The organism is Priestia iocasae (assembly GCF_016909075.1).
Taxonomy (GTDB): Bacteria; Bacillota; Bacilli; order Bacillales; family Bacillaceae_H; genus Priestia; species Priestia iocasae.
On record NZ_JAFBFC010000001.1, the window covers coordinates 1,004,873 to 1,025,947 of the forward strand.

21 protein-coding genes and 1 riboswitch are annotated in these 21,075 nt (G+C 36.7%); of the genes, 17 read left to right on the forward strand and 4 right to left on the reverse strand.

The window, feature by feature from the left end:
• The first annotated feature begins 5 nt into the window (after window positions 1–5).
• The 7 genes from JOC83_RS05040 (at window position 6) to JOC83_RS20155 (ending at window position 7,521) form a co-directional block, all read left to right on the forward strand.
• A complete protein-coding gene (locus JOC83_RS05040; RefSeq protein WP_205184592.1) occupies window positions 6–1,118 on the forward strand; it encodes a GerAB/ArcD/ProY family transporter in 1,113 nt (370 codons plus the stop codon).
• Window positions 1,115–2,965 (forward strand): spore germination protein, encoded by a 1,851-nt coding sequence (locus JOC83_RS05045; RefSeq protein WP_205184595.1) that lies wholly within the window; start codon window positions 1,115–1,117, stop codon window positions 2,963–2,965. The genes JOC83_RS05040 and JOC83_RS05045 overlap by 4 nt, the downstream gene beginning before the upstream one ends.
• Window positions 2,962–4,152 (forward strand): Ger(x)C family spore germination protein, encoded by a 1,191-nt coding sequence (locus tag JOC83_RS05050; RefSeq protein ID WP_205184597.1) that lies wholly within the window; start codon window positions 2,962–2,964, stop codon window positions 4,150–4,152. Before JOC83_RS05045 ends, JOC83_RS05050 begins: the two co-directional genes overlap by 4 nt.
• A gap of 246 nt (window positions 4,153–4,398) precedes the next feature.
• Window positions 4,399–4,536, forward strand: a complete 138-nt coding sequence (locus JOC83_RS05055; RefSeq protein ID WP_205184599.1) for a hypothetical protein — start codon at window positions 4,399–4,401, stop codon at window positions 4,534–4,536.
• 181 nt (window positions 4,537–4,717) lie between these two features.
• Entirely contained in the window at window positions 4,718–5,683 is a 966-nt protein-coding gene (locus tag JOC83_RS05060) for a S8 family peptidase (RefSeq protein WP_205184602.1), read from the forward strand.
• A 133-nt stretch (window positions 5,684–5,816) separates the two neighbouring features.
• A complete protein-coding gene (locus JOC83_RS05065; RefSeq protein ID WP_205184604.1) occupies window positions 5,817–7,301 on the forward strand; it encodes an FAD-dependent oxidoreductase in 1,485 nt (494 codons plus the stop codon).
• Between the two features lie 91 nt (window positions 7,302–7,392).
• The gene (locus JOC83_RS20155; protein ID WP_275580400.1) at window positions 7,393–7,521 is read left to right on the forward strand and encodes a hypothetical protein; all 129 of its coding nucleotides are present in this window, start codon (window positions 7,393–7,395) and stop codon (window positions 7,519–7,521) included.
• A gap of 73 nt (window positions 7,522–7,594) precedes the next feature.
• Here the strand turns inward: JOC83_RS20155 and JOC83_RS05070 are convergent, their stop codons facing one another.
• Window positions 7,595–8,683, reverse strand: a complete 1,089-nt coding sequence (locus JOC83_RS05070) for a MerR family transcriptional regulator (protein WP_205184606.1) — start codon at window positions 8,681–8,683, stop codon at window positions 7,595–7,597.
• Between the two features lie 325 nt (window positions 8,684–9,008).
• Here JOC83_RS05070 and JOC83_RS05075 point away from each other — a divergent pair, with 325 nt between their 5' ends.
• The 3 genes from JOC83_RS05075 to JOC83_RS05085 all read left to right on the forward strand — a co-directional run bounded on the left by JOC83_RS05075 (window position 9,009) and on the right by JOC83_RS05085 (window position 11,019).
• Window positions 9,009–9,344, forward strand: a complete 336-nt coding sequence (locus tag JOC83_RS05075; protein ID WP_205184608.1) for an ArsR/SmtB family transcription factor — start codon at window positions 9,009–9,011, stop codon at window positions 9,342–9,344.
• Window positions 9,334–10,734 carry an aldehyde dehydrogenase gene (locus tag JOC83_RS05080; RefSeq protein WP_205184610.1) on the forward strand — a complete coding sequence of 467 codons (1,401 nt, stop codon included), beginning with the start codon at window positions 9,334–9,336 and terminating at the stop codon, window positions 10,732–10,734. The genes JOC83_RS05075 and JOC83_RS05080 overlap by 11 nt, the downstream gene beginning before the upstream one ends.
• Before the next feature lie 108 nt (window positions 10,735–10,842).
• On the forward strand, window positions 10,843–11,019 hold the full coding sequence (locus JOC83_RS05085) for an H-type small acid-soluble spore protein (protein WP_205184612.1): 177 nt from the start codon (window positions 10,843–10,845) through the stop codon (window positions 11,017–11,019).
• Window positions 11,020–11,118: 99 nt separating this feature from the next.
• Here JOC83_RS05085 and JOC83_RS05090 read toward each other — a convergent pair whose 3' ends face one another.
• Both JOC83_RS05090 and tenA read right to left on the reverse strand, forming a co-directional pair.
• Window positions 11,119–11,316 carry a cold-shock protein gene (locus tag JOC83_RS05090; RefSeq protein ID WP_205184615.1) on the reverse strand — a complete coding sequence of 66 codons (198 nt, stop codon included), beginning with the start codon at window positions 11,314–11,316 and terminating at the stop codon, window positions 11,119–11,121.
• Window positions 11,317–11,492: 176 nt separating this feature from the next.
• The gene (tenA, locus tag JOC83_RS05095; RefSeq protein WP_205184626.1) at window positions 11,493–12,182 is read right to left on the reverse strand and encodes a thiaminase II; all 690 of its coding nucleotides are present in this window, start codon (window positions 12,180–12,182) and stop codon (window positions 11,493–11,495) included.
• A 130-nt stretch (window positions 12,183–12,312) separates the two neighbouring features.
• Window positions 12,313–12,411, reverse strand: a riboswitch (TPP riboswitch).
• A gap of 489 nt (window positions 12,412–12,900) precedes the next feature.
• Between tenA and JOC83_RS05100 the strand changes: the two genes are divergently transcribed.
• From JOC83_RS05100 to JOC83_RS05120, 5 genes are all read left to right on the forward strand, one after another.
• Window positions 12,901–14,280, forward strand: coding sequence for a sodium/glutamate symporter (locus JOC83_RS05100; protein ID WP_205184632.1), 1,380 nt, complete (start codon window positions 12,901–12,903; stop codon window positions 14,278–14,280).
• An 89-nt stretch (window positions 14,281–14,369) separates the two neighbouring features.
• Entirely contained in the window at window positions 14,370–15,029 is a 660-nt protein-coding gene (locus JOC83_RS05105) for an SOS response-associated peptidase (protein WP_205184875.1), read from the forward strand.
• Window positions 15,030–15,041: 12 nt separating this feature from the next.
• Complete coding sequence (locus JOC83_RS05110) at window positions 15,042–15,965, forward strand: alpha/beta hydrolase (RefSeq protein WP_205184633.1); 924 nt, start codon at window positions 15,042–15,044, stop codon at window positions 15,963–15,965.
• 241 nt (window positions 15,966–16,206) lie between these two features.
• Window positions 16,207–16,950, forward strand: a complete 744-nt coding sequence (locus JOC83_RS05115; protein WP_205184634.1) for a tryptophan-rich sensory protein — start codon at window positions 16,207–16,209, stop codon at window positions 16,948–16,950.
• Window positions 16,951–17,189: 239 nt separating this feature from the next.
• On the forward strand, window positions 17,190–17,366 hold the full coding sequence (locus JOC83_RS05120; protein WP_205184635.1) for a hypothetical protein: 177 nt from the start codon (window positions 17,190–17,192) through the stop codon (window positions 17,364–17,366).
• Window positions 17,367–17,397: 31 nt separating this feature from the next.
• Here the strand turns inward: JOC83_RS05120 and JOC83_RS05125 are convergent, their stop codons facing one another.
• On the reverse strand, window positions 17,398–18,243 hold the full coding sequence (locus JOC83_RS05125) for an HAD family hydrolase (RefSeq protein ID WP_205184636.1): 846 nt from the start codon (window positions 18,241–18,243) through the stop codon (window positions 17,398–17,400).
• A gap of 228 nt (window positions 18,244–18,471) precedes the next feature.
• Here JOC83_RS05125 and JOC83_RS05130 point away from each other — a divergent pair, with 228 nt between their 5' ends.
• Complete coding sequence (locus JOC83_RS05130; RefSeq protein WP_205184637.1) at window positions 18,472–19,806, forward strand: sodium-dependent transporter; 1,335 nt, start codon at window positions 18,472–18,474, stop codon at window positions 19,804–19,806.
• 121 nt (window positions 19,807–19,927) lie between these two features.
• Window positions 19,928–21,073, forward strand: a complete 1,146-nt coding sequence (locus tag JOC83_RS05135; protein WP_205184639.1) for an acyl-CoA dehydrogenase family protein — start codon at window positions 19,928–19,930, stop codon at window positions 21,071–21,073.
• Window positions 21,074–21,075: the final 2 nt, after the last annotated feature.

The window sequence follows — 21,075 nt, forward strand, 5'->3', positions numbered from 1 at the left end:
TGGAGATGATACGTAAAGAGGTTATTTCATATTCACAATTGTTCATGTTAATCGTTAGTTTTGAAATTGGGTCAGCTGTCGTTGTCGATATTGGCAGTGAAGCAAAACAAGATGCTTGGCTAGCGGTATGTGGTGGTGCCTTGCTCGGTTTAGTATTGATTGTCATTTATTGTCATATGTTATTCAAAACGAAACATAAGCATCTTTATGATACTTTCACTACGCTATTAGGTAAGAAGCTAGGAGTGATTCTAGCCTTTTTCTATGTTCTTTATTTTTTATATGTGGCAGCTCGGGTGCTGAGAGATTTTGGTGAACTTGTAAATACTGTTATTTATCCTAACACCCCTATTGAAGTAATTTCAATTTTGTTCTTATTAGTCATTATGTATTACCTTGTACTGGGTCTTGAAGTAACAAGTCGATCTGTTGGTATTTTTATGCCGTATTTCATTTTGTTCTTATTTTTAATTGTTCTATTTTTATTTATTAATCAAAGTATGGAAATTGATAAATTACGTCCTGTTTTAGCAGAGGGGGCACGCCCGGTAATCAAAGCTATTTTTCCGGGTGTACTCACGTTTCCTTTTGGAGAAATTGTTGTGTTTACCACATTTGTGGCATCAATGAATGAGCGAAAGAAGACAATTAAAATTTGTGCATACGCCATGTTGTTTTCTGGAATCATGCTTGCGGCTTTTACAGTAATCAAATTATCCGTTCTTGGAGTAGATGCAGCAGACCGCGCTGCATTTCCTCTACTATCAGCTATTCGCACGATATCACTTGCTAATTTTTTAGAACGATTAGATGCGCTTGTTGTATTTGTGATGATGCTTGGTATTTTTGTGAAGGTAACCATCTTTTTATATGGCGCATTAAAGGGGCTTGAATTTATTAGCGGTCAATCGTATCAAGTATTTGTCATTCCAATTACGTCTATTGTTGGGTTGCAGTCTATTTTAATTGCAAACAATTATGCTGAGCATTTAGAAGAGGGGTTAAAGTTCGTTCCATACTATTTACACCTACCATTTCAAGTGTTTATTCCTTGCTTTTTACTAGTAGGGCTATGGATAAAAGACAAAATGATAAAGAAAGGAGGAAACGAAGCGTGAAATTAGAAGAATTTATTGAAATTCGAAAGCAAAAAAGAGAAAAGCAAAAACAACTAAAAGATCAGAACAAACAAAATCAGCATACTAATCAAGATCAAAGCAACAAGCAAGAAAATCAACAAGATCAACAAGGTAATAATCAGCAGAACGAACAAACGAATGAGCCGAATCAACGAAGTAAAGAGCAAGTGAATCAACAACATCAACAAGAGCAAGATCAGAAAAAGGATAAGCAAGAAAGTGAGCCAAAACCTCTATCAACAAAGAGTTCAGAGACTAAAAATCAGCAACAGGAAAATCAGCAAAGTGCTGAGCAAAAAAGTCAGCAAAGTAAAGTAGATGCAATTGATATTTCAAGTGAATTAGAAAAAACAAAATCCATCATTGAAAGCAGCTTTGGCAAGTCTGTTGATTTGACAATTATGACACTTTTAATAAATGGGCAGAGAGCACTTGTTTGTTATTTGGATTCAATGACTGATGATCAGATGATTGCACAAAAAATTATTGAGCCAATTAGCACAATGAACGAAAAAAAACGGCAAATTTATAATCGAGATGAATTTTCTCATTTTTGTGATGGCGTATTTGCAGGAACGCCAAAGACATTTGTTCATAATTATCAACAAGCAGTCAAGCAAATGCTTGCCGGTTTCTGTGTGCTATTCTTAGAAGGGCTAGAAGACGCAGTAACATTAAAAATCCAAAACATCCCGTATCGACAAATTAGTGAACCAACTGCTCAAACTACAATTCGGGGCCCTAAAGATGTGTTCACAGAAAGTGCGGATGTTAATATTAGCTTAATTCGCAGACGCTTAAAGAATGAAGCACTACGTGTTGAATCCTTGTCAACAGGAGAGGAAGTAGAAACAACTGTGTTTCTTTGCTACATGGACGGAATAGTAGATTCGACAATCGTGACGGAACTAAAGCAAAGAATTCAACGTGCAAAATCTAATATGATTTATGATTCTGGTACATTAGAAGAATACATACAAGATCAAACGATGACACCATTTCCGCTCATTTTTAACTCTGAACGACCTGATTCCATTACCGCAGGCATTCTAGAAGGAAAAATAGCCATTGTAGTGGAGGAAAGTCCTTTTGTCCTCCTCGTTCCGGCTATCTTTAGCGATTTCTTCCGAGTATCAGAAGACTATTTTCAGCAATTTATGATGGTCTCGTTTATACGGTTTATTCGATATGGTGCATTCTTACTATCGATGATTTTGCCATCTATTTATGTAGGGATTATTACCTTTCATCAAGAGCTTATTCCGACTCAGCTTCTGATTAGCATTATTTCGCAGCGAGAAGGGATTCCGTTTCCGACTGTAGTCGAAGCATTTATTATGGAGTTAACGTTCGAAGTTTTACGTGAAGCAGGAATTCGAATGCCAAGAGCCATCGGGATGACGGTTTCTGTAGTAGGGGGATTAGTCATTGGTCAGGCAGCCGTAGAAGCAGGCCTTATTTCAAGCATCATGGTTATCATTGTTTCGCTAACTGCCATTGCTGGATTCGTTAGCCCTGTTTATTCTTTTTCCATGGCTGCTCGATTACTCAGATTTGGGTTTATTATTATCGCTGCATCCATTGGTTTATATGGTGTCATGCTAGGGCTCATGGTGATGGTTGCTCACCTTAATGCGTTGCGTTCGTTTGGCGTACCTTATTTAGCATCTGTAGCCACAGTGAACAAAGAAGATCAAAAAGATACGTTTTTTCGCATGCCGATGTGGATGATGAAATGGCGACCTGCTTTCTTAACATCTGAAAAGCCATTAAAGCAACCAAATTCCACAGGTCCGCATCCCCCTAACGAGGATGATTCTTCATGAAAAAATATTTGTTAGTTATCGTTCTTTGTTGCACAACATTTTTGTCTGGGTGTTGGGATTTAATAGAATTGAGTGAGCTGTCGGTTGTGAGTGGTTTAGCGGTGGATAAGGGTGAAAATAAACGATATAAAGTAAGTGTTGAAGCGGTGAATGCAACGCAATTAAATCCAAAAACAGGAGGTAACGCATCGCCTTCTATACTATTCTCAGTAGAAGGTGATGACATTGGAGAGGTAACTCAAAAAATGAATATAGGCTTATCTCGACATTTAGTCTATTCTCATATGCGAGCGGTGGTCATAAGTGAAGAAGTAGCAAAAGAAGGAGTAAACGACATCTTTGATTTCTTAGAGCGCAATCGTGAAATTCGTAATGATTTTAATATTGTCATTGCGAGAGGAAGCGAAGCAGCTGATATATTAAGCGTCGTGTACCCTCTTCAAAAAGTGTCAAGTATGAAAATCAATGCACAGTTGGAGACGCTTGAAAAAGAATGGGGAGGAGACCCTGGTGTTCGTTTAAATGATATGATTCAAGCATTGCTTTCAAAAGGAAGAGAACCTGTGGCTGCAGGAGTGTCTATCGAAGGTTCAGCTGAAAAAGGGGAATCAATGGAAAATATGCAAAAGGTAAAATTAGATGCCATTGTAAAGGCAGATAGTCTAGCCGTGTTAAAAAAGGGAAAGTTTATTGGTTATTTAGACCTTGAGGATACACGTCAGTATCTTATGATCACTGATAAATTGAAGCATACAACGTTTACAATTCCTTGCGGAGAAAATGATTACTTTGCCATTCGTGTTTATCATAATGATACAGTGACACACGTAAAATATAAAAAAGGCACTCCAAGAGCAACAGTTAGCTTAACAATGGAAGCTTACATTGACAGCGTCTCATGTAAAAAAGACTTAGGAAAAGTAGCAACATATGAAGAATTTGAAAAATTAGCAGAACAATACATTTCAAAAAAAATAGAACAAACCATCGAAAAAACACAACAACAATATGGTGCTGATATCTTTGGATTTGGAGAAAAGATGTTTGTTCAAGACTACCGAAACTTTAAAAAAGTGGAGAAAAGGTGGAATGAAGAGTTTGTGGACATGGAAATCGACGTAGATACAGTCGTGAAAATTAGACGATCAGGCATTGATCGAGGAATATTTATTGATGAAACGTCTTAATAGGAGACAAACTCAACGTTAGTCTCCTATTTTTAAAAAATGTATCAAATCAAATGATTGACTATTCAGAAAACGACTTGTACCTATGTGTCAACTGTGTTACAATAAACAAGACATGTATTCCATATTTATCCTATTCGTAGCAATGATAAAGGAAATATAAATCTTGGCTAATTACTATTAAAAGTCCTAGCAGTTATTTGTAAGCTGTTTAGGACTTTTTTATGTAGAAAGGAGGTGGTAGGCATGCAGTGGCTAGAGCAGTCTTTGCAACTGTTCGCTTTACTTGCCACCATTTTTACGACTATTACAATCGGATTGAAAAACATAAAAGAATTAAAATTAAAAGAAAAGCCCAAAAAGAAGAGGCGATTCTTATCATAGAAGCGCCAACCATCATGGAAAAAAAATCGTTACAAGTTTATTATAATACAAAATAGCGAAAAAAGACCAATATTTTTCTGAATTATTTGTTTATTTTGTGATAAATTGCATAGTTTCAAAGTAGGATAATGGGATTACATGTCATGTTTTACTCATTCATTTCTAAAATGGAGGGAAAAAAATGGGCAAAGTAGGTCTAATTCCTTATCGTGTACAAGCTGTTATGTCATCAACAAAAACAATTCCACCTGGTATCCAAATGATTGAAGCACCAGCTCTATGGAAAGAAGGTTACAAAGGGGAAGGCATTGTCATCGCCATATTAGATACAGGATGCGAGATGAATCATTCAGAATTAAAAGAACGTATTGTTGATGGGTACAATTTTACATCTGATGATGAAGGAAATCCAAAAATGTATCAAGATTATAACGGTCATGGAACTCATGTAGCGGGAACGATCGGTGCAACGGAAAATGAAGAAGGTGTTATTGGGGTTGCTCCGTTGGCTGATCTTCTCATCTTAAAAGTGTTATCAAAAGATGGATTTGGTACGAATGAATGGGTAACAGCTGCTATTTATCATGCTATAAATTGGCGAGGACCCAATGGAGAGAAGGTGCGAATTATCTCTATGTCTCTTGGAGGGAAAGTGAATGATTCCTCTTTACATGAAGCGATTAAAAAAGCTGTACAAGAACAAATATTAGTCGTTTGTGCAGCTGGAAATGAAGGAGATGGAAAAGATAAGACAAACGAATATGCCTATCCAGGGGCGTATAATGAAGTTGTTCAAGTAGGCTCTGTTAATTTGAAAGGCGAGATTTCGAAGTTCAGCAATACAAATGATGAAATTGACTTAGTCGCACCAGGTGAAGAGGTGCTATCAACGTATCTGGAGAACGAATATGCAGTCTTATCAGGCACATCCATGGCTACTCCTCACGTCTCAGGTGCAGCCGCTCTTATTATTGAGAAGTGGGAATCAAAGATGGACAAGCCTTTATCTGAACCGGCACTGTATGAGCAAATTATCAAACATACAGTGGAATTGTCATATAGTCGCAAGTACCAAGGAAATGGTTTGTTAAAGTTAAGTGGTCAAAAGCAAATTGATAAAATAAAGCAGCAAATAACAACAGCATAAAAATAAGAGGTGAAGTGAAAGAGACAAGGTTGGGCTTTTTGACTTCACCTCTTTTTTAACATATTAAAAGTTGAATGAATTGAAGAATGCACCTCACAATATACATATATCTCTTTAGATGGAAGGTGTACATATGCAAGAAAAAGTAGTCATTGTAGGTGGGGGAATTGGAGGGTTAACGGCAGGTGCACTTTTAGCGAAAAACGGCTTTAACGTTCAAGTCCTTGAAGGTTCACGTGAATGGGGAGGGTGCGCTGGTAAATTTCAACGTCAATCGTTTATCTTTCCAGTTGGCGCAACACTTGGAATGGGATTTGAATACGGAGGTATTCATGACCGGATATTACGTTATTTAAAAACAGAAGTTGAGACAAAGTCATTAGATATTGTAATGAAGATACATACGTCTCATCGTACGTTTATGTATTATCAAAATCGTACACAGCATCTTCTTCATCTACAAACACAGTTTCCTCATAAAAAGCGAGAAATAGCACAGTTTTATCAGCATGTTCAATCAATTGCAAGAGAGATTCGAAAATTAATGCAGCCATTACCTACCTTACCTCCCATGACGCTAAAGGAGTGGTTAACACTATTTTCATCTCTTTCCCCAACTTCCTTAAAGCTTGTGCCGCTCTTTTCAAAATTAATGAGGGACCTTTTACATCAACATGGGCTTTTAGAAGTCGAAGAATTTGTACATTTTATTGATGGGCAGCTTATTGATAGTATGCAAACCACAAGTAAGAACTGCTCATTATTAATGGGGTGCTTAGCACTTGATATTTATCATGAAGGAGCTTTTTATGTTAAGGGGGGGTTATATAAACTAGCAGAAGCATTAAAAGGATCTATTGAGACAAATGGGGGACACACTCTATTAGGTCGTAAAGTTGTAGCGGTCCATCGTAAGAAGAAGGAATGGATGGTTCAAGACCATCGAGGAAATGAGTACAGTGCTAATCACCTTATTTGTAACATCCCCATTCATAACTTAAAGCAAGTGCTAGAACCGAATGTTTACGATGCATTGCCTAATCGCTTAAAACAAAAAGCAAGCTTACCACAGTGGGGTACGTTTACGATGTATATGGCCATTGAGGAGGAGGTACTACCAGAAAACATAGAATTGTTTCACCAAGTGCTAGCATCAGAGGCAGGAAATATGACGGAAGGCGATCATATCTTTCTTTCTCTTTCAGACAAAAGCGATGAATGGCGTGCACCAAAAGGAATGAGGACGTTAACAGCCTCTACTCATATTGATTTAACAAATTGGGAAGATAAAGCTCTTTATGAGAAACAAAAGAGAGAGATGCAGGAGAAAATGTTGAAGATGATTAAAACAGTCATTCCTGATTTGAATGAAGGAGTCATTCATCAAATACCTGGAGCCCCAAAAGCGTGGGAACGGTTTACATCACGTGTTGATGGAGGAGTAGGAGGCTTTCCACAAACAATAGAGCATACACTCTTTAAAAGTATCTCTCATCGTACAGGTATGAACGGGCTGTGGTTATGTGGAGATACGATTTTTCCAGGAGCGGGTACAATTGGTGTTTCTGTTAGTGGTTATCATGTTTTTCAATCTATTTCAAACCAATCTATTCCGTAAAAGTGCTAACCATTTTTTGATTGTAAAAAGATATTCTTTGAGCATAGTAAAAGGGAGGGGAATCCTCTAAAAAATGCAGGGGGGAAATACAATGACAAAACGTAATCGAAAACAAAAAGCGGGCTTGCAAAGTGTAAAAAGTGTTGCAGGTAGCGAATTCTCTAAGGAGCTTGCAACTAGCAAAGCGAATCAGAAAGCTGAGAAAACGCGCCCTAACTAATTCACCTTGAAGTCGTTAACTCACATCATGCGACACTCTAAAAAAGGTGTCGCATGATGATTCGCTTATAGCGTTATTCTTTCCAAACCTTCCACCATTTTTTATTCGTACGCTTTGCTTCTGCAGCGGCAGCTTGGCGAAAACCTTGAACAAACTCGCTAAACATTTGCTCACGCTCTGAAATGTTTTGCCGGTGAATTTTACGGTCTTTTTCCATTTCTTTCAAAAAGTAGATACGCTCTTCGTTCATCGAATCAATTAAGTCTCTCAGTTCTTCACTTGCTGTACTACTTGAATTAGTGAGTTTTTCCACCATAAATTTGACTTGATTCATGGCAACAGTTGAATTGCTTGAAAAGCGATCTAATAAATATTGCATTTCTTTCGATGATTCATCTGAAGATTGAGCCATTTCATTTAAAACGCGCATCGTTTCTTCTTTTTGATCTTTTGACAAATCAGTGATATCATCCATCACATTTGCAATTTCTTCAAATGCGAGCTCGTTTGTACGAATAATCTTCTTTGAAATATTTTCTACTTCTTTTACATTTCGCTCAGAGGATTCAGCAATAAAAGCTTCAACGGATTCAACAATTTCTGCTGTTTGATGATTGCCTTTTTCAATTTCTTTTTTTACTTCTGAAATAATTTCTTCTCTTACTTCATTTCGAATGCCTTGTCGCATTTCAGATAACAAATCTTTCTTGAAAGAATCAAGAGCAGCAAAGACGTCTTCGTAGGTTTTTGCTTTGTCAATGAGCTCACCGTGTACATGCTCTGAGTCAGACAAAGATAAAGCTGTACCTATTTCATCCTCTTCCACTTGCTCTTTCTGTTTTTCAAGTTCAGACTCTTCTTCACCGACTGGTTCCATTACATCTTCGGTAGCTGTTACCAAATCTTCTTCTGATGTTGCTACTTGTTGCAAAGACTCAGTAGTCATTAACTGCACATATTCACGAATGTCTGGCCAACTTACTTTTTGTTCAACTAACTCTCTTACATCTTTAAACAATTCCATTTGCTCTTGTCTATACACTCTTGCATTATTAATTCGTTCTATTTTTATGTACCCTTCAAGTTGGTCCTCCCATTGTTTTAGCGTGCGTTTATCTACTCTTAATGCATCCGATACTTTTTTTATTGTATAGTGCTCCATAGAATGACACCATCCTCTCTTTTTATGCAAAGCTTGATAAAATTGTCATTTTAAAGCTTCGTATGTAGCTTGTTTGTTTTATTCACCACAGATTCCTCTTTTTTCCTGCCTGTTGACAAAGGTTGTCAAAACTAGACGTAATCTTTGCTTTATGTAAAGAATTGAAGAATGATGTAATAATAGCCGTTTTATTTGACGAATAAGTAAAATTTCGTTATTATACGTTTAAGCGTTTAAGTTCTTAAACGTTTAGACGACATATCATAATCATGAAATAAATAGGGTATAACTGATAAAAGAAGAAAGCAGAAAAGAGGAACAAACAATGAGTGAAAAAGCCGTTCGGTTATTTCGAGCAAGCATACCAGTATTTCAAGCGTTAAGTGATCCAGCAAGACAAGATATTATTTTATTGTTAGCCGAAAAAGAGCCATTAACAGTGAATGAAATTGCAGCCGAATCAACACTATCACGTCCAGCTGTTTCTCATCATTTGAAAATATTACGTGATCAAAAGTTAGTTCAAATTGAGCAAAAAGGAACACAACGTCATTATTCTTTAGCTTTAGAAGATGCTGTTGGATTATTAAAAGCGTTATTAGCTACTGTTGAGGAAGAATGCTTTACACAAGAAGTAAGGGAGGATTCTTATGAATCATGAACAGTATTATGTAACGGATGAAGCAGTGATTGCACATATTGTCGAAAAGCAAAAGCATTATTTTCACGAAGGCCAAACACGAGATGTAAAAAAACGCATTGAAGGGCTTGAAACGTTAAGGAAAATGGTTAAAGACCATGAACAAGAGATTTTAGAAGCAATGAAAACAGATTTAAACAAATCAGAGGTGGAAGCCTATACAACAGAAATTGGTGTGCTACTAGAGGAAATTCGCTTTACATTAAAACATATTCATAAATGGGTGAAGACGAAGAAAGTCAAAACAGCGTTAACTCACGTAGGGTCTAAAGGATATGTTGTTCCGGAGCCGTATGGTGTCACACTCGTCATAGCACCATGGAACTATCCACTTAACTTAGCGCTGTCTCCAGTCGTAGGAGCGCTAGCAGCAGGTAACACAGTTGTGTTAAAACCTTCTGAACTAACGCCAAATGTTTCTCGTTTATTAGAGAAAATGCTAGCAAAGGCATTTGATCCATCGTTGATAACGGTTGTAGAAGGCAGTGTGGAAACGAGTGAAATTCTCTTAAAACAAAAGTTCGATTATATCTTCTTTACAGGAAGCGTTAATGTGGGGAAAATCGTCATGCAAGAAGCAGCGAAGCAGCTTATTCCTGTGACATTAGAGCTTGGCGGAAAAAGCCCGTGCATTGTACATGAAGATGCGAATATTGAGCTAGCAGCAAAGCGAATTATGTTTGGTAAGGGAATTAATGCAGGGCAAACGTGCGTAGCCCCTGACTATTTGTTTGTGCATAAAAACGTAAAGTCGGCATTAATAGATCAACTTCAAAAAGTTATTCATGAGTTTTATGGTGAATATCCAGAACAAAGCGACCGCTATGGGCGAATTGTAAGTAAGCGTCATTTTGAGCGCCTTCGCTCTTTTCTACAAGATGGTGAGATTGTAGTAGGTGGTCAAGTAAATGAAGATGAATGGAAATTAAGTCCAACCATTTTAGACCACGTAAATGAGGATGCTCCTGTTATGCAAGAAGAAATTTTCGGCCCTATTTTACCTTTGATGGAATATGATGAGCTTTCTGAAGTAATTCAATTTGTGAATAATCGTCCAAAGCCACTGGCCTTATATTTGTTTACCGAAAGTGATGAGGTTCAACAGCAAATTGTAAACAATATTTCGTACGGGGGTGGCTGTATTAACGATACATTAATGCATTTAGCGACTCCGTATTTACCGTTTGGTGGTGTCGGAGAGAGTGGAGTTGGACAATACCATGGAGAAAGTAGCTTCCAAACGTTTTCTCATTATAAAAGTGTGTTAAAACAAACAACGAAATTCGATATGTCGTTTCGCTATCCGTCTGAAAAGCAAAACATCGCAATTATAAAAAAATTGTTAAGGTAACCAAAAAGCTGATTCAATATGTGTGAATTGAATCAGCTTTTTTATGTATGAAAAGCTCAATTTTTTCAAAAGATAAACTGACTACATATGAAGAGTGGAGTGAGTAACATGGATGTAAAGCGTATAAAACAAATTTTATCATCAACAGCGGATATTGAAGTTACATACAACCATCAATCGGTCTGGATTGATGAATTGAATGAAGATGGAACAGTGACCATCCATTCTAGAGGTCCGTTAGAAGAAAGAACAACTGTAGATGTAGCAGATTTGCAAGAAAAATAAATAATTGTACAATATCCTTTGCTTATCATGCACGTTCACAATTAAAAAGAGGTAAACAAAAAAAGACTCCTAAACTAGGAGTCTTTTGTAGTTATCAGCTTATTTTTGAACGTTAGTAGCTTGAGGTCCACGAGCACCTTCAACAACTTCGAAAGAAACTTCTTGACCTTCTTCTAAAGTTTTGAAGCCGTCGCCTTGAATTGCAGAGTAATGAACGAATACGTCATTTTGACCTTCAACTTCGATGAAGCCGAACCCTTTTTCTGCGTTAAACCATTTTACTTTACCTTGTAACATATTAATGTACCTCCTATGTGGCAAACTCTCCACAAATATATTACTATTCTTGCTCTGCACAATCTATTAAGACGAAAAACATGGTAAAACATATTTCTTCTCTCAATCATGTTTGAACAAAAATAAGTACCTTTAATTTAACAAATTTAGAGGTGAAGTGCAAGAGGGTTTGCTTGTTAAATAAGCGTCTCAGTCTTTGGGAATAGCCACTTCTCTTGCTTATAAGCCATGTCCCAAAACAGGTATTCAAGCTCGCAACTTTTAATAAAATGATCTTTCATTTTTGCTCGTTCTTCCTCTGATGCTTGTGCTGCTAATTCATCTAATTTATCGCAATACCATTGTGTAGAGCTGTTTACTTTTTCAGCTCCATAAAACGTAATCCATTCATAAAATGGATGAGTAGGCTCTAGATTTATGTCTTTTATTAGTTTTTGACCAATTTCTAAATACGTCCATGGGCAAGGCAGTAAAACAGCAATTATTTCTCCTAAAGAACCTGTATGAGCAACAGTCATCATATGTTTAATATAGTGACTTGCCGTTGGTGCGAGTGGTTCATGATGTAAATCTTCATACTTAACACCAGCAACTTCACAAAAGTTATTGTGAGGGTGGATTTCACTATTAAGTACAAAGGAGATTCCTTCATTGAACACGGCCATTTCCTCGCGATTTTCACATTTTGTAATCGCCGCAGCGTAAATTCGTACGAAGGCCGTTAAATATTCAAAGTCTTGAGAAACGTAGTGAATGAGCGCTTCTTTAGGAACGTTGCCCTCACCAATTCCTTTCACAAACGGATGGTTAAAGATGGCTTGATAAATGTGATCGGCCTCAAGGCGCAATTCAGCTGAGAATGACATGATACAATTCCTCCCTAAAAGTAGTTTGGAAGACACATAGGGGAAAAGAGCAATAAAAAACACTCCGCACGGACGGAGTGGTAGATGGCAGTTTATATGTAAAAAGTATAGAGGCGTAGTCCCTCTACTAAACTGAACATTACCACTTCCCTACGCTGGTATAACCCAGATCAGGTTCAAAGGGATCAAGTAACCTTGTCTCAGCCCGAAGGCACCCCTAGTGGACTTCCTATTGAATTCTACTATAACATGCTTGTTAAAAGAAGGAAAGGTGTGTAGACGCTAATCTCTTTGTTCATGTGCGAAGAACATGTATGAATTTAGGTGAACATTAAAATTAATAAGCTGCCTATAGATTAATATTCTAAATGAAGGTATTTAAAAATCTTTATACAGAGGATAGATGATAGTCTCTATAGGGTTTTAGCGTTTCATTTGAATGTAAATAAGTATTACGGATATATTACGATTCATGTCGAAATGTGCAAAAGTACAAAAAAGTGTGTATAATATGAGATAGTTGAATAAGAAATATTCTATTCTAGAAAAATATTTTATAAGTAAAAAATTTGAAAAATTCTATTTAGACAATTTGTTTTTATAGGTCATTCAAGTGCACATTATTGTCCTTAAATAAAATTTTTCAATTTTTTCAGTTTAATAGACCACTAAACCTATGAGATTACTATGAATTAATGATGATTAGGAGGTTGATTAGATGAATTTATCAGCATGGGATATGTTTATTGATTTAGGATTCATCGCGTTACTACTATTAGTAGGAACAATTATTCGAGCAAAAGTCAGGTGGGTGCAAAATCTATTCTTACCAGCGAGCATTATCGCCGGAATTTTAGCTTTAGCACTAGGACCTAATGGAGTAGGGATTATTCCATTTACAGATCAAATTGGAACGTATCCAGGCATTCTAATTGCCGTTATTTTCGGTGCATTACCAATTGCGACACAAAATGTAAAGTGGAAAGAGATTGCAGGACGAGTAGGAAGTATGTGGTCTTATTCTCAAATGATCATGTTAGCAATGTGGGGAGCAGGCTTACTATTTGGATTGCTTATTCTTAATAACGTTTGGGGAGACTTAAACTTAGGTTTCGGTTTACTGTTAGCAGCAGGTTTTGTAGGTGGCCATGGTACTGCAGCAGCTGTTGGTGATGCATTTGCAAAGCAAGGTTGGGATGATGCATTATCCCTTGCGATGACGTCTGCAACAGTCGGAGTTATTTGTTCAATTGTAGTAGGTTTATCATTTATTAAATACTATTCGAAAAAAGGTCAAACGAACTATCTTACAAGATTTGAAGATTTACCGATGGAATTGCGAACTGGGTTAGTTCCAGAAGATAAGCGTAAGAGCAGTAAGCCTGATACAGTATCTTCGATTGCCGTTGATCCACTCGTGTTGCACTTGTCCCTTGTTGTGGCAATTGCGCTAGGTGGTTATTATTTAAGTGAATTAGGTCAGTCGTTGTTACCAGATGTAACCATTCCAGCTTTTTCACTAGCATTTTTAGTAGGGTTAGCAGTAAAAGCAATGATGGTGAAAACGAAAAGTGATCAATATATTGATAAAGATACAGTAAATCGCATCAGCGGTAGTGCAACGGATTTACTTGTTGCTTTTGGAATTGCCTCAATTAGTTTATCGGCCGTAGCAAGTTATCTTGTACCACTTCTTATTTTATTAGCATTTGGTTTATTGTTCGCATGGTTTGTTTTCCGTGTGTTATCAGGTAAATTCTTCGGTAACATTTGGTTTGAAAGAGGAATTTTCACGTGGGGTTGGATTACAGGTACGATGGCCATGGGAATTGCATTACTGCGTATTGCAGATCCTGAAGGTGAAAGTAAAACGCTGGATGATTATGCACTTGCTTATATTCCGGTAGCGCCTGTTGAGATTGCGATTGTCACATTTGCACCAGTCATGATTGCGACAGGACAGCATTGGTTGTTTGTTGTTATCACATTAGGTATTAGTATCGGGTTGTATTTGCTAGCGGTAGCAAAAGGCTGGGTTCAACCTAGAACGAATAAAGCGAAATCAAGTGCAGCTACTGAAGAAGTAGGCTCAAAATAAAGAGAAGGCTCACTGTTTATAACAGTGGGCTTTTTTGTTTAAGGATGTACAAAATGTATAGAATAAGTACTAAAAAAGGAGTGAAAGAGATGTGTGGCCGCTTTTATTTACATACCCCGTTAGAAGAGTTGAAGTCTGTCTTTCATTTTGACTATAGTCATGAGCTAGAACCACGCTACAACATTGCACCTACACAATCAGTATTAGCGATTGTGCAAGAGAATGAGAGGCGGATTGGACATTTATTTGATTGGGGACTCGTTCCGTCTTGGGCGAAAGATACATCGTTTCGTCATAAGATGATCAATGCTCGTGCAGAAACATTAACTGAAAAGCCAAGCTTTAAGTCATCTTTTCGTTCAAAACGATGCATCATTTTAGCAGACGGCTTTTTTGAATGGAAAAAAGAAGGGAAAACAAAGGTACCGTATCGAATTCAGTTAAAAACAAGTCAACCATTTGCATTTGCTGGACTGTGGGAAAAGTGGGAGAAAGGTGAAGAACCACTCTATACTTGTACAATAGTAACTACTGAGCCGAACGAGTTGGTAGGAAAGCTTCACCATCGAATGGCGGTTATTTTAAAAGATGAACATATTGATGCATGGTTAGATCCCACAATAACAGACACCGATTATCTTCAATCGTTATTAAAATCATACCCAGCGGATGAGATGGAATATAGTCAAGTCTCATCGCTTGTTAATTCACCAAAAAACGATGTAAAACAATGTATTGAACCAATATAGAAAGGAAAAACAATGAAATCTATTCATCGTTCATTAACACATATAAAAAAAGAACGTATGCCATTTGATGTTCGTTCTCTTGAAAACCACTTTATAAATGATTATTTAAGGTTTTATGGAATAAACGATCAAGAAGTGACTTATAGCCATGGCTATGTATCGTTTCACGATGAAAATCATTTTGTTCAATGGTTTCAGCCAACTTCTATAAAAGGAACTGTTTTATTGGTTCATGGTTACTTTGACCATGCAGCTGCTCTATCAAAAACGATTAATTATCTACTGAAGCAAAATTATGCTGTTTTAACATACGATTTACAAGGGCATGGGCTTTCGACAGGAAACCGTGCGCATATTAATCAATTTAAAGAGTATGTTGTCTTTTTAGAGTACCTACTTACGATAATGGATGATCGGATTCAAAAACCGTTGCATGTTGTGGCTCATAGTACAGGGTGTGCCATTGTAGCATCCTATATGATGACAAACTCTTGCCCTTTTCAAAAAGTTATTTTCATTAGCCCGCTTGTTCGTTCATATAGATGGCATGTATCAAAAGTAGGATTTTATCTTCTTTTTCCATTCATTAAGGAAATGAAGCGTATGTTTAAAGGTAACTCCTCTAACACCAAATATTTGCAGTTTGTTAAGGAAGATCCACTTCAACCTCAAAAACTTCCGCTTTCATGGTTGAAAGCGCTAATTCAATGGAATAATCAAGTAGATACGTTTCAATCCGTATCACATCCACTTCTTATTGTTCAAGGAAAGAAAGATAAGACGGTTGATTGGCGCTATAATTTAAAAGTATTAAAAGAAAAATTTCCTCATTGTCACATTCAAATGATTCGTAAGGGAAAGCATCAACTTTTAAATGAACAAGAAAAAATCCAAAAAGATGTGCATGAGATAATAGAACGATATCTATTATCTTAGAATAGAGATTTAACTACTAATAATATAACGTTAATCTTATTTACCTATTTTATCATCAATAAGTGAGAAGAGACCCTCTACTTCAAGGAGTGAGAGAAGGGTAAGTAGTGGGTAGTTCAACCTACTTTACACTTATTTTGTAAAAAAGTGCATAACGATCTCAAAGACGAGGTATGTATAAACGAAAAGGTATCTTTCTTGCTATTTTATTAACAACCACGAATGAAAGGAGAGAACACTTTTGAACCGTTTTCGTTTTTACGCTATTTTAAATGTTATTGGGTTAGTACTCGTTTTAACGGTCAATTACTTAGCAAATGCATTACCAATAGGTGGTCAAACAGCAGGAGAAGTGTCAGATAAGGTCTTTACCCTCTTTACTCCTGCTGGCTATGCCTTTACGATTTGGGGATTGATTTACCTATTACTAACGGTATGGGTAGCTCGTCAATTCTTTACGAGTGATGACCAAAAAGACATTTATCGGAAAATTGGGGTTTGGTTCTTTTTAAATGCGCTACTGAATAGCTTGTGGGTCTTTGTTTTTCAAAATGAGTACTTTAATGCATCAATTTTTATTATGCTAGGCATCTTGCTTACACTAATTATCATCTATACCATTATTCAACATTCACCTCATTCTACGTGGTTTATGAGGTTTCCAATCTCTGTTTATATTGGGTGGATTTCTGTAGCAACCATTGTCAATGTATTTGTCATTTTTGAAGCAAACGGCATTGAACAGTTATTTGGATTAAGTGAACAATCGTGGGCTGTTATCATGCTAATTGTGGGAGCCCTACTTGGGGTGGTCTTTACATTAACGCAAAATGACATTGTTTACTCACTAGTCTTTATTTGGGCATTTATTGCCATCATGGTGGAGCAAAGTGACCATTCTGCTATCGTAACAACAAGTAGGATAGCGATTGCGATACTAGTCATTGGAATGATCATACAAATAATCAAGAGGGTAAGGAAATAAAAAAAGATTCTAGTCTATCTAAAAGCATTAATCCCGCTTAATAAAGGTGGAAGTAAAACCAATTAAGCAAATTAAAATACCAATAGGTGCAACGATTGGAGCAAAAGAAAGCAGATTCACTGACAAGCTCCTCCTTTTTACGTTTTTAATATGTGTATGAAAGGGAGACTTTTCATATGTTTAGAGAAAAAGAAAAGAGGATACAAACTACTAAACACGAAAAAAGGGAGGAGTTTGAAATGACCTATCTGGTAACCTACACAGACAAAGAGACTTTAGAATATAAACAAGTGACATGTCCTGACTATGAAACAGCTGAACGAGTAAAACTAGAAGTTGAAAAAGAAGGACATAATCACATTGAGATTTTATCCGAGCAAGAAGCACACGGAGATGATGAATCAGTGTTTCTTTAAAAATAAAGCCACGCTGTAAGACAGCGTGGCTTTATTTTTTCTTGAAATATTCATCTAGAATGCTGATAGCATCCGTAATCCGTTCAACGGTTACATCAGCACTTGCTTCGTTTCCGATATGAAAAGGATCAATATAGATGGTCGAGCAACCTAGCTCTTTTGCAGGTGCAATCTCATTTATTAAATTGTCGCCCACACTTAACATATTCTCAAAATCTATCTGAAAGTGACGTTTCACTTCTTCAAAACGTTGCGTAGTCATTGTGGGCTTTTGTCCCATAAATATTTTTTTGTGAAAAACATGATCAAGTCCTAGCTTATGTATAATTGCTTCACTGTCACGCTCTGGGCTGTTCGTTAATAAAACGAGTTTGCACTTTAATGAAATCGTTTCAAGCAATTCTTTTAAGCCTTCCACTCGCTTCATCTGGAATTGATCACTCATCATATATTCACGCGTTTGTAAAAATGCATCATAAGATTCTTCATTTGATACCCCATAATGGCGGGCAATCGAAGAAGGGACCCACCATAAATCTCCAATACTTAGCATATCATCTAAATTTACGTTGATGGTGTTTGGGTATAACCTTTTTAATTCTTGTTGTGATAGCCGTGTCCCATTCCAGCGATGCACACGATCCGCTTTTTTATTTTTAATAGACAAGATGAGGTCGTTTTTAACGTCATAGATACGCCCAACTCGTAAAGCATGTTGACCAGAAAGAACATGTTCATAGTCCTGGCGGTACATTGTTCGATATCGTGGTGCTATTTTTTGCTCTAATTTTATTGCATAATAATCAAAGTGATGCGTGTCTTCATAAAGAGTGCCATCTAAATCAAACACGATGACATGAATGTCATGTTGAAACATATGAATCATCCTTCTTTCGTATATGATGTCCTATACATATGAATACTTTACAAAAATAGTCTTTTAAATTCCTAATTATTAGAAGAAAAAGTATTATGAAGAAAGAAGAAATGAAACAAAATCATGTTAAAGGGAAATGAAAGCGTAAACAAAACATAGAATACATGATTTTTTTATTAAATTGTGATACATTACTACACATGTCGTGAAAGAGAAAGGGGACATCACATGAATAAAGCAAACCAATGGTCCTCGCGATTTGGTTTTATTTTAGCGTCAGCCGGAGCTGCAATTGGATTAGGTGCAATTTGGAAATTTCCTTATGTAACGGGAACGAGCGGCGGTGGCGCATTTTTCTTCTTATTTATTTTGTTTACCTTATTTATTGGAATGCCGCTATTACTAGCCGAGTTTATTATCGGAAGAAATACAGGTAAAGAAGCGATTAGTGCCTATAAAGCCATTGCTCCTGGTTCGAATTGGGCTTGGATTGGCCGCATTGGTGTAGTCAGTTGCTTAGTGCTCTTGTCTTTTTATAGTGTTGTAGGTGGATGGGTTCTCATCTATGCATTAATGAGTATCAGTGGTCAATTAATTGGTCAGTCGTATGGCTCGCTTTTTGATACAGTCATTGGAAATCCATTTATTGTTCTTGGTGGTCAGTTGCTCTTTTTAGTTATGACGGTTTTTGTTGTTTCTAAAGGGGTGCAACATGGAATTGAACGTGCAAATAAATACATGATGCCACTGTTATTTATTTCGTTTTTAATTATTGTTGGCCGCTCTTTAACGCTAGAAAATGCGACAGAAGGCTTGCTGTTTTTCTTAAAGCCCGACTTCTCAGAAATAACCGCATCGTCTGTGTTGTATGCATTAGGACAATCCTTTTTTGCATTATGTGTCGGCCTTTCATGTATGGTCACATATAGTTCGTATCTAGGAAAAGAAGTGAGTTTAACAAAATCGGCAAGTTCGATTGCGTTTTTAAATTTATTTGTGTCTTTATTAGCTGGATTAGCCATTTTTCCAGCCGTGTTTTCGTTTGGATTAGAGCCGGCGGAAGGACCTGGGCTGTTATTTGTTATTTTACCAGCAGTATTTGAGCAAATGCCATTTGGAACAGTATTTTTATCGCTCTTTTTAGTGTTGTTTTTATTTGCTACGTTAACGTCTGCCTTTTCACTTCTTGAAATCATTGTGGCATCATTAACAAAAGAAGAGCAAGAAAAGCGTGTGCGCTATTCTTGGCTATCAGGTCTGATTGTTTTTCTTGTTGGAATTCCATCTGCCCTATCATTTGGAGTATTCAGTCATGTTTCATTTGGAGGTCGAAACTTATTTGACGTCGCAGACTTTTTTGTCAGTAACGTGATGCTACCACTTGGAAGCTTAGCCATTGCTATCTTTTTATCGTTTAAAATGAAAAAAGAAGTTCTTTACAAAGAGTTTATGGCAGGAGGGACAATCTCAACTAAATGGTTTGAATTATGGCTGTTTTTAGTGAAATATGTACTTCCAATCATCATTGTCATTGTTTTTATTAACTTGTTGCGATCTTATTAAAACACTTGAATATTATTTCAAGTGTTTTTTATTTTTTTAGAAAAAGACTGTTCTAAAAAGATAAGTTTCTTTATACTAATTATAGTCAGAATTTTCATTCATTTATAAAAGGAGAGAGTGTATGTCTGAAGGTTATCTGAAGGAGGAGCATCATATTTTTCGAAAGTCCTTACGCAAGTTTCTTGAGAAAGAAGCAGTTCCCTATTATGACAAGTGGGAAGAAAATCGAATGATTCCTAGAGAATTTTGGTTAAAGCTAGGAGCGGAAGGATTCCTCTGTCCGTGGGTAGATGAACAATATGGAGGATTTAACGCTGATTTTGCTTATTCGGTCGTATTAAATGAGGAATTAGAGCGCGTTGGATCAAGTTTAGTAGGCATTGGCTTACATAATGACATTGTCGTTCCTTATTTAGCTTCTTATGGCACAGAAGAACAAAAGAAAAAATGGCTACCTAATTGTGTAAGCGGTAACAAAATTACAGCAATTGCGATGACAGAACCAGGAGCAGGGTCTGATTTAGCCAATTTGAAAACAACTGCAATAAAAGATGGAGATTATTATATTGTAAATGGAGAAAAAACATTCATTACAAATGGTATTCAATCCGATTTAATTGTGATTGCATGCAAAACAGATTCACATGCTAATCCAGCATACAAGGGAATTAGCTTACTAGTTGTAGAACGCGATACGGTTGGGTTTAAGCGTGGAACAAAATTAAATAAAGTAGGATTGCATAGTCAAGATACAGCGGAGCTTATTTTTGAAGATGCAAAAGTACCTGTGACTAACTTATTAGGTGAAGAAGGAAAAGGCTTCTATTACTTAATGGACAAGCTTCAGCAGGAACGGCTCATTGTCGGAATTACGGCTCAAGTAGCGGCTGAAGAAATGGTTCGAATGACAATCGATTATACGAAAAATCGCCAAGCATTCGGTCAACCAATTAGCAAGTTTCAAAATACACAATACAAACTTGTTGAAATGGCAACCGAGGTTGAGATTGGTCGTACGTTTCTTGATAATTTAATTAGGAATCATATAGAAGGAAAAGATGTGGTCACACAAGTCTCCATGGCAAAGTGGTGGATTACGGACATGGCAAAACGTGTGGCTAGTGAATGTATGCAGCTTCACGGCGGATACGGTTATATGGAAGAATATCCAATTGCAAGAAGGTATCGAGATATCCCGGTCATGGCGATTTATGCAGGAACGAATGAAATTATGAAAAACATCATTGCAAAGAATTTAGGGTTGTAAAA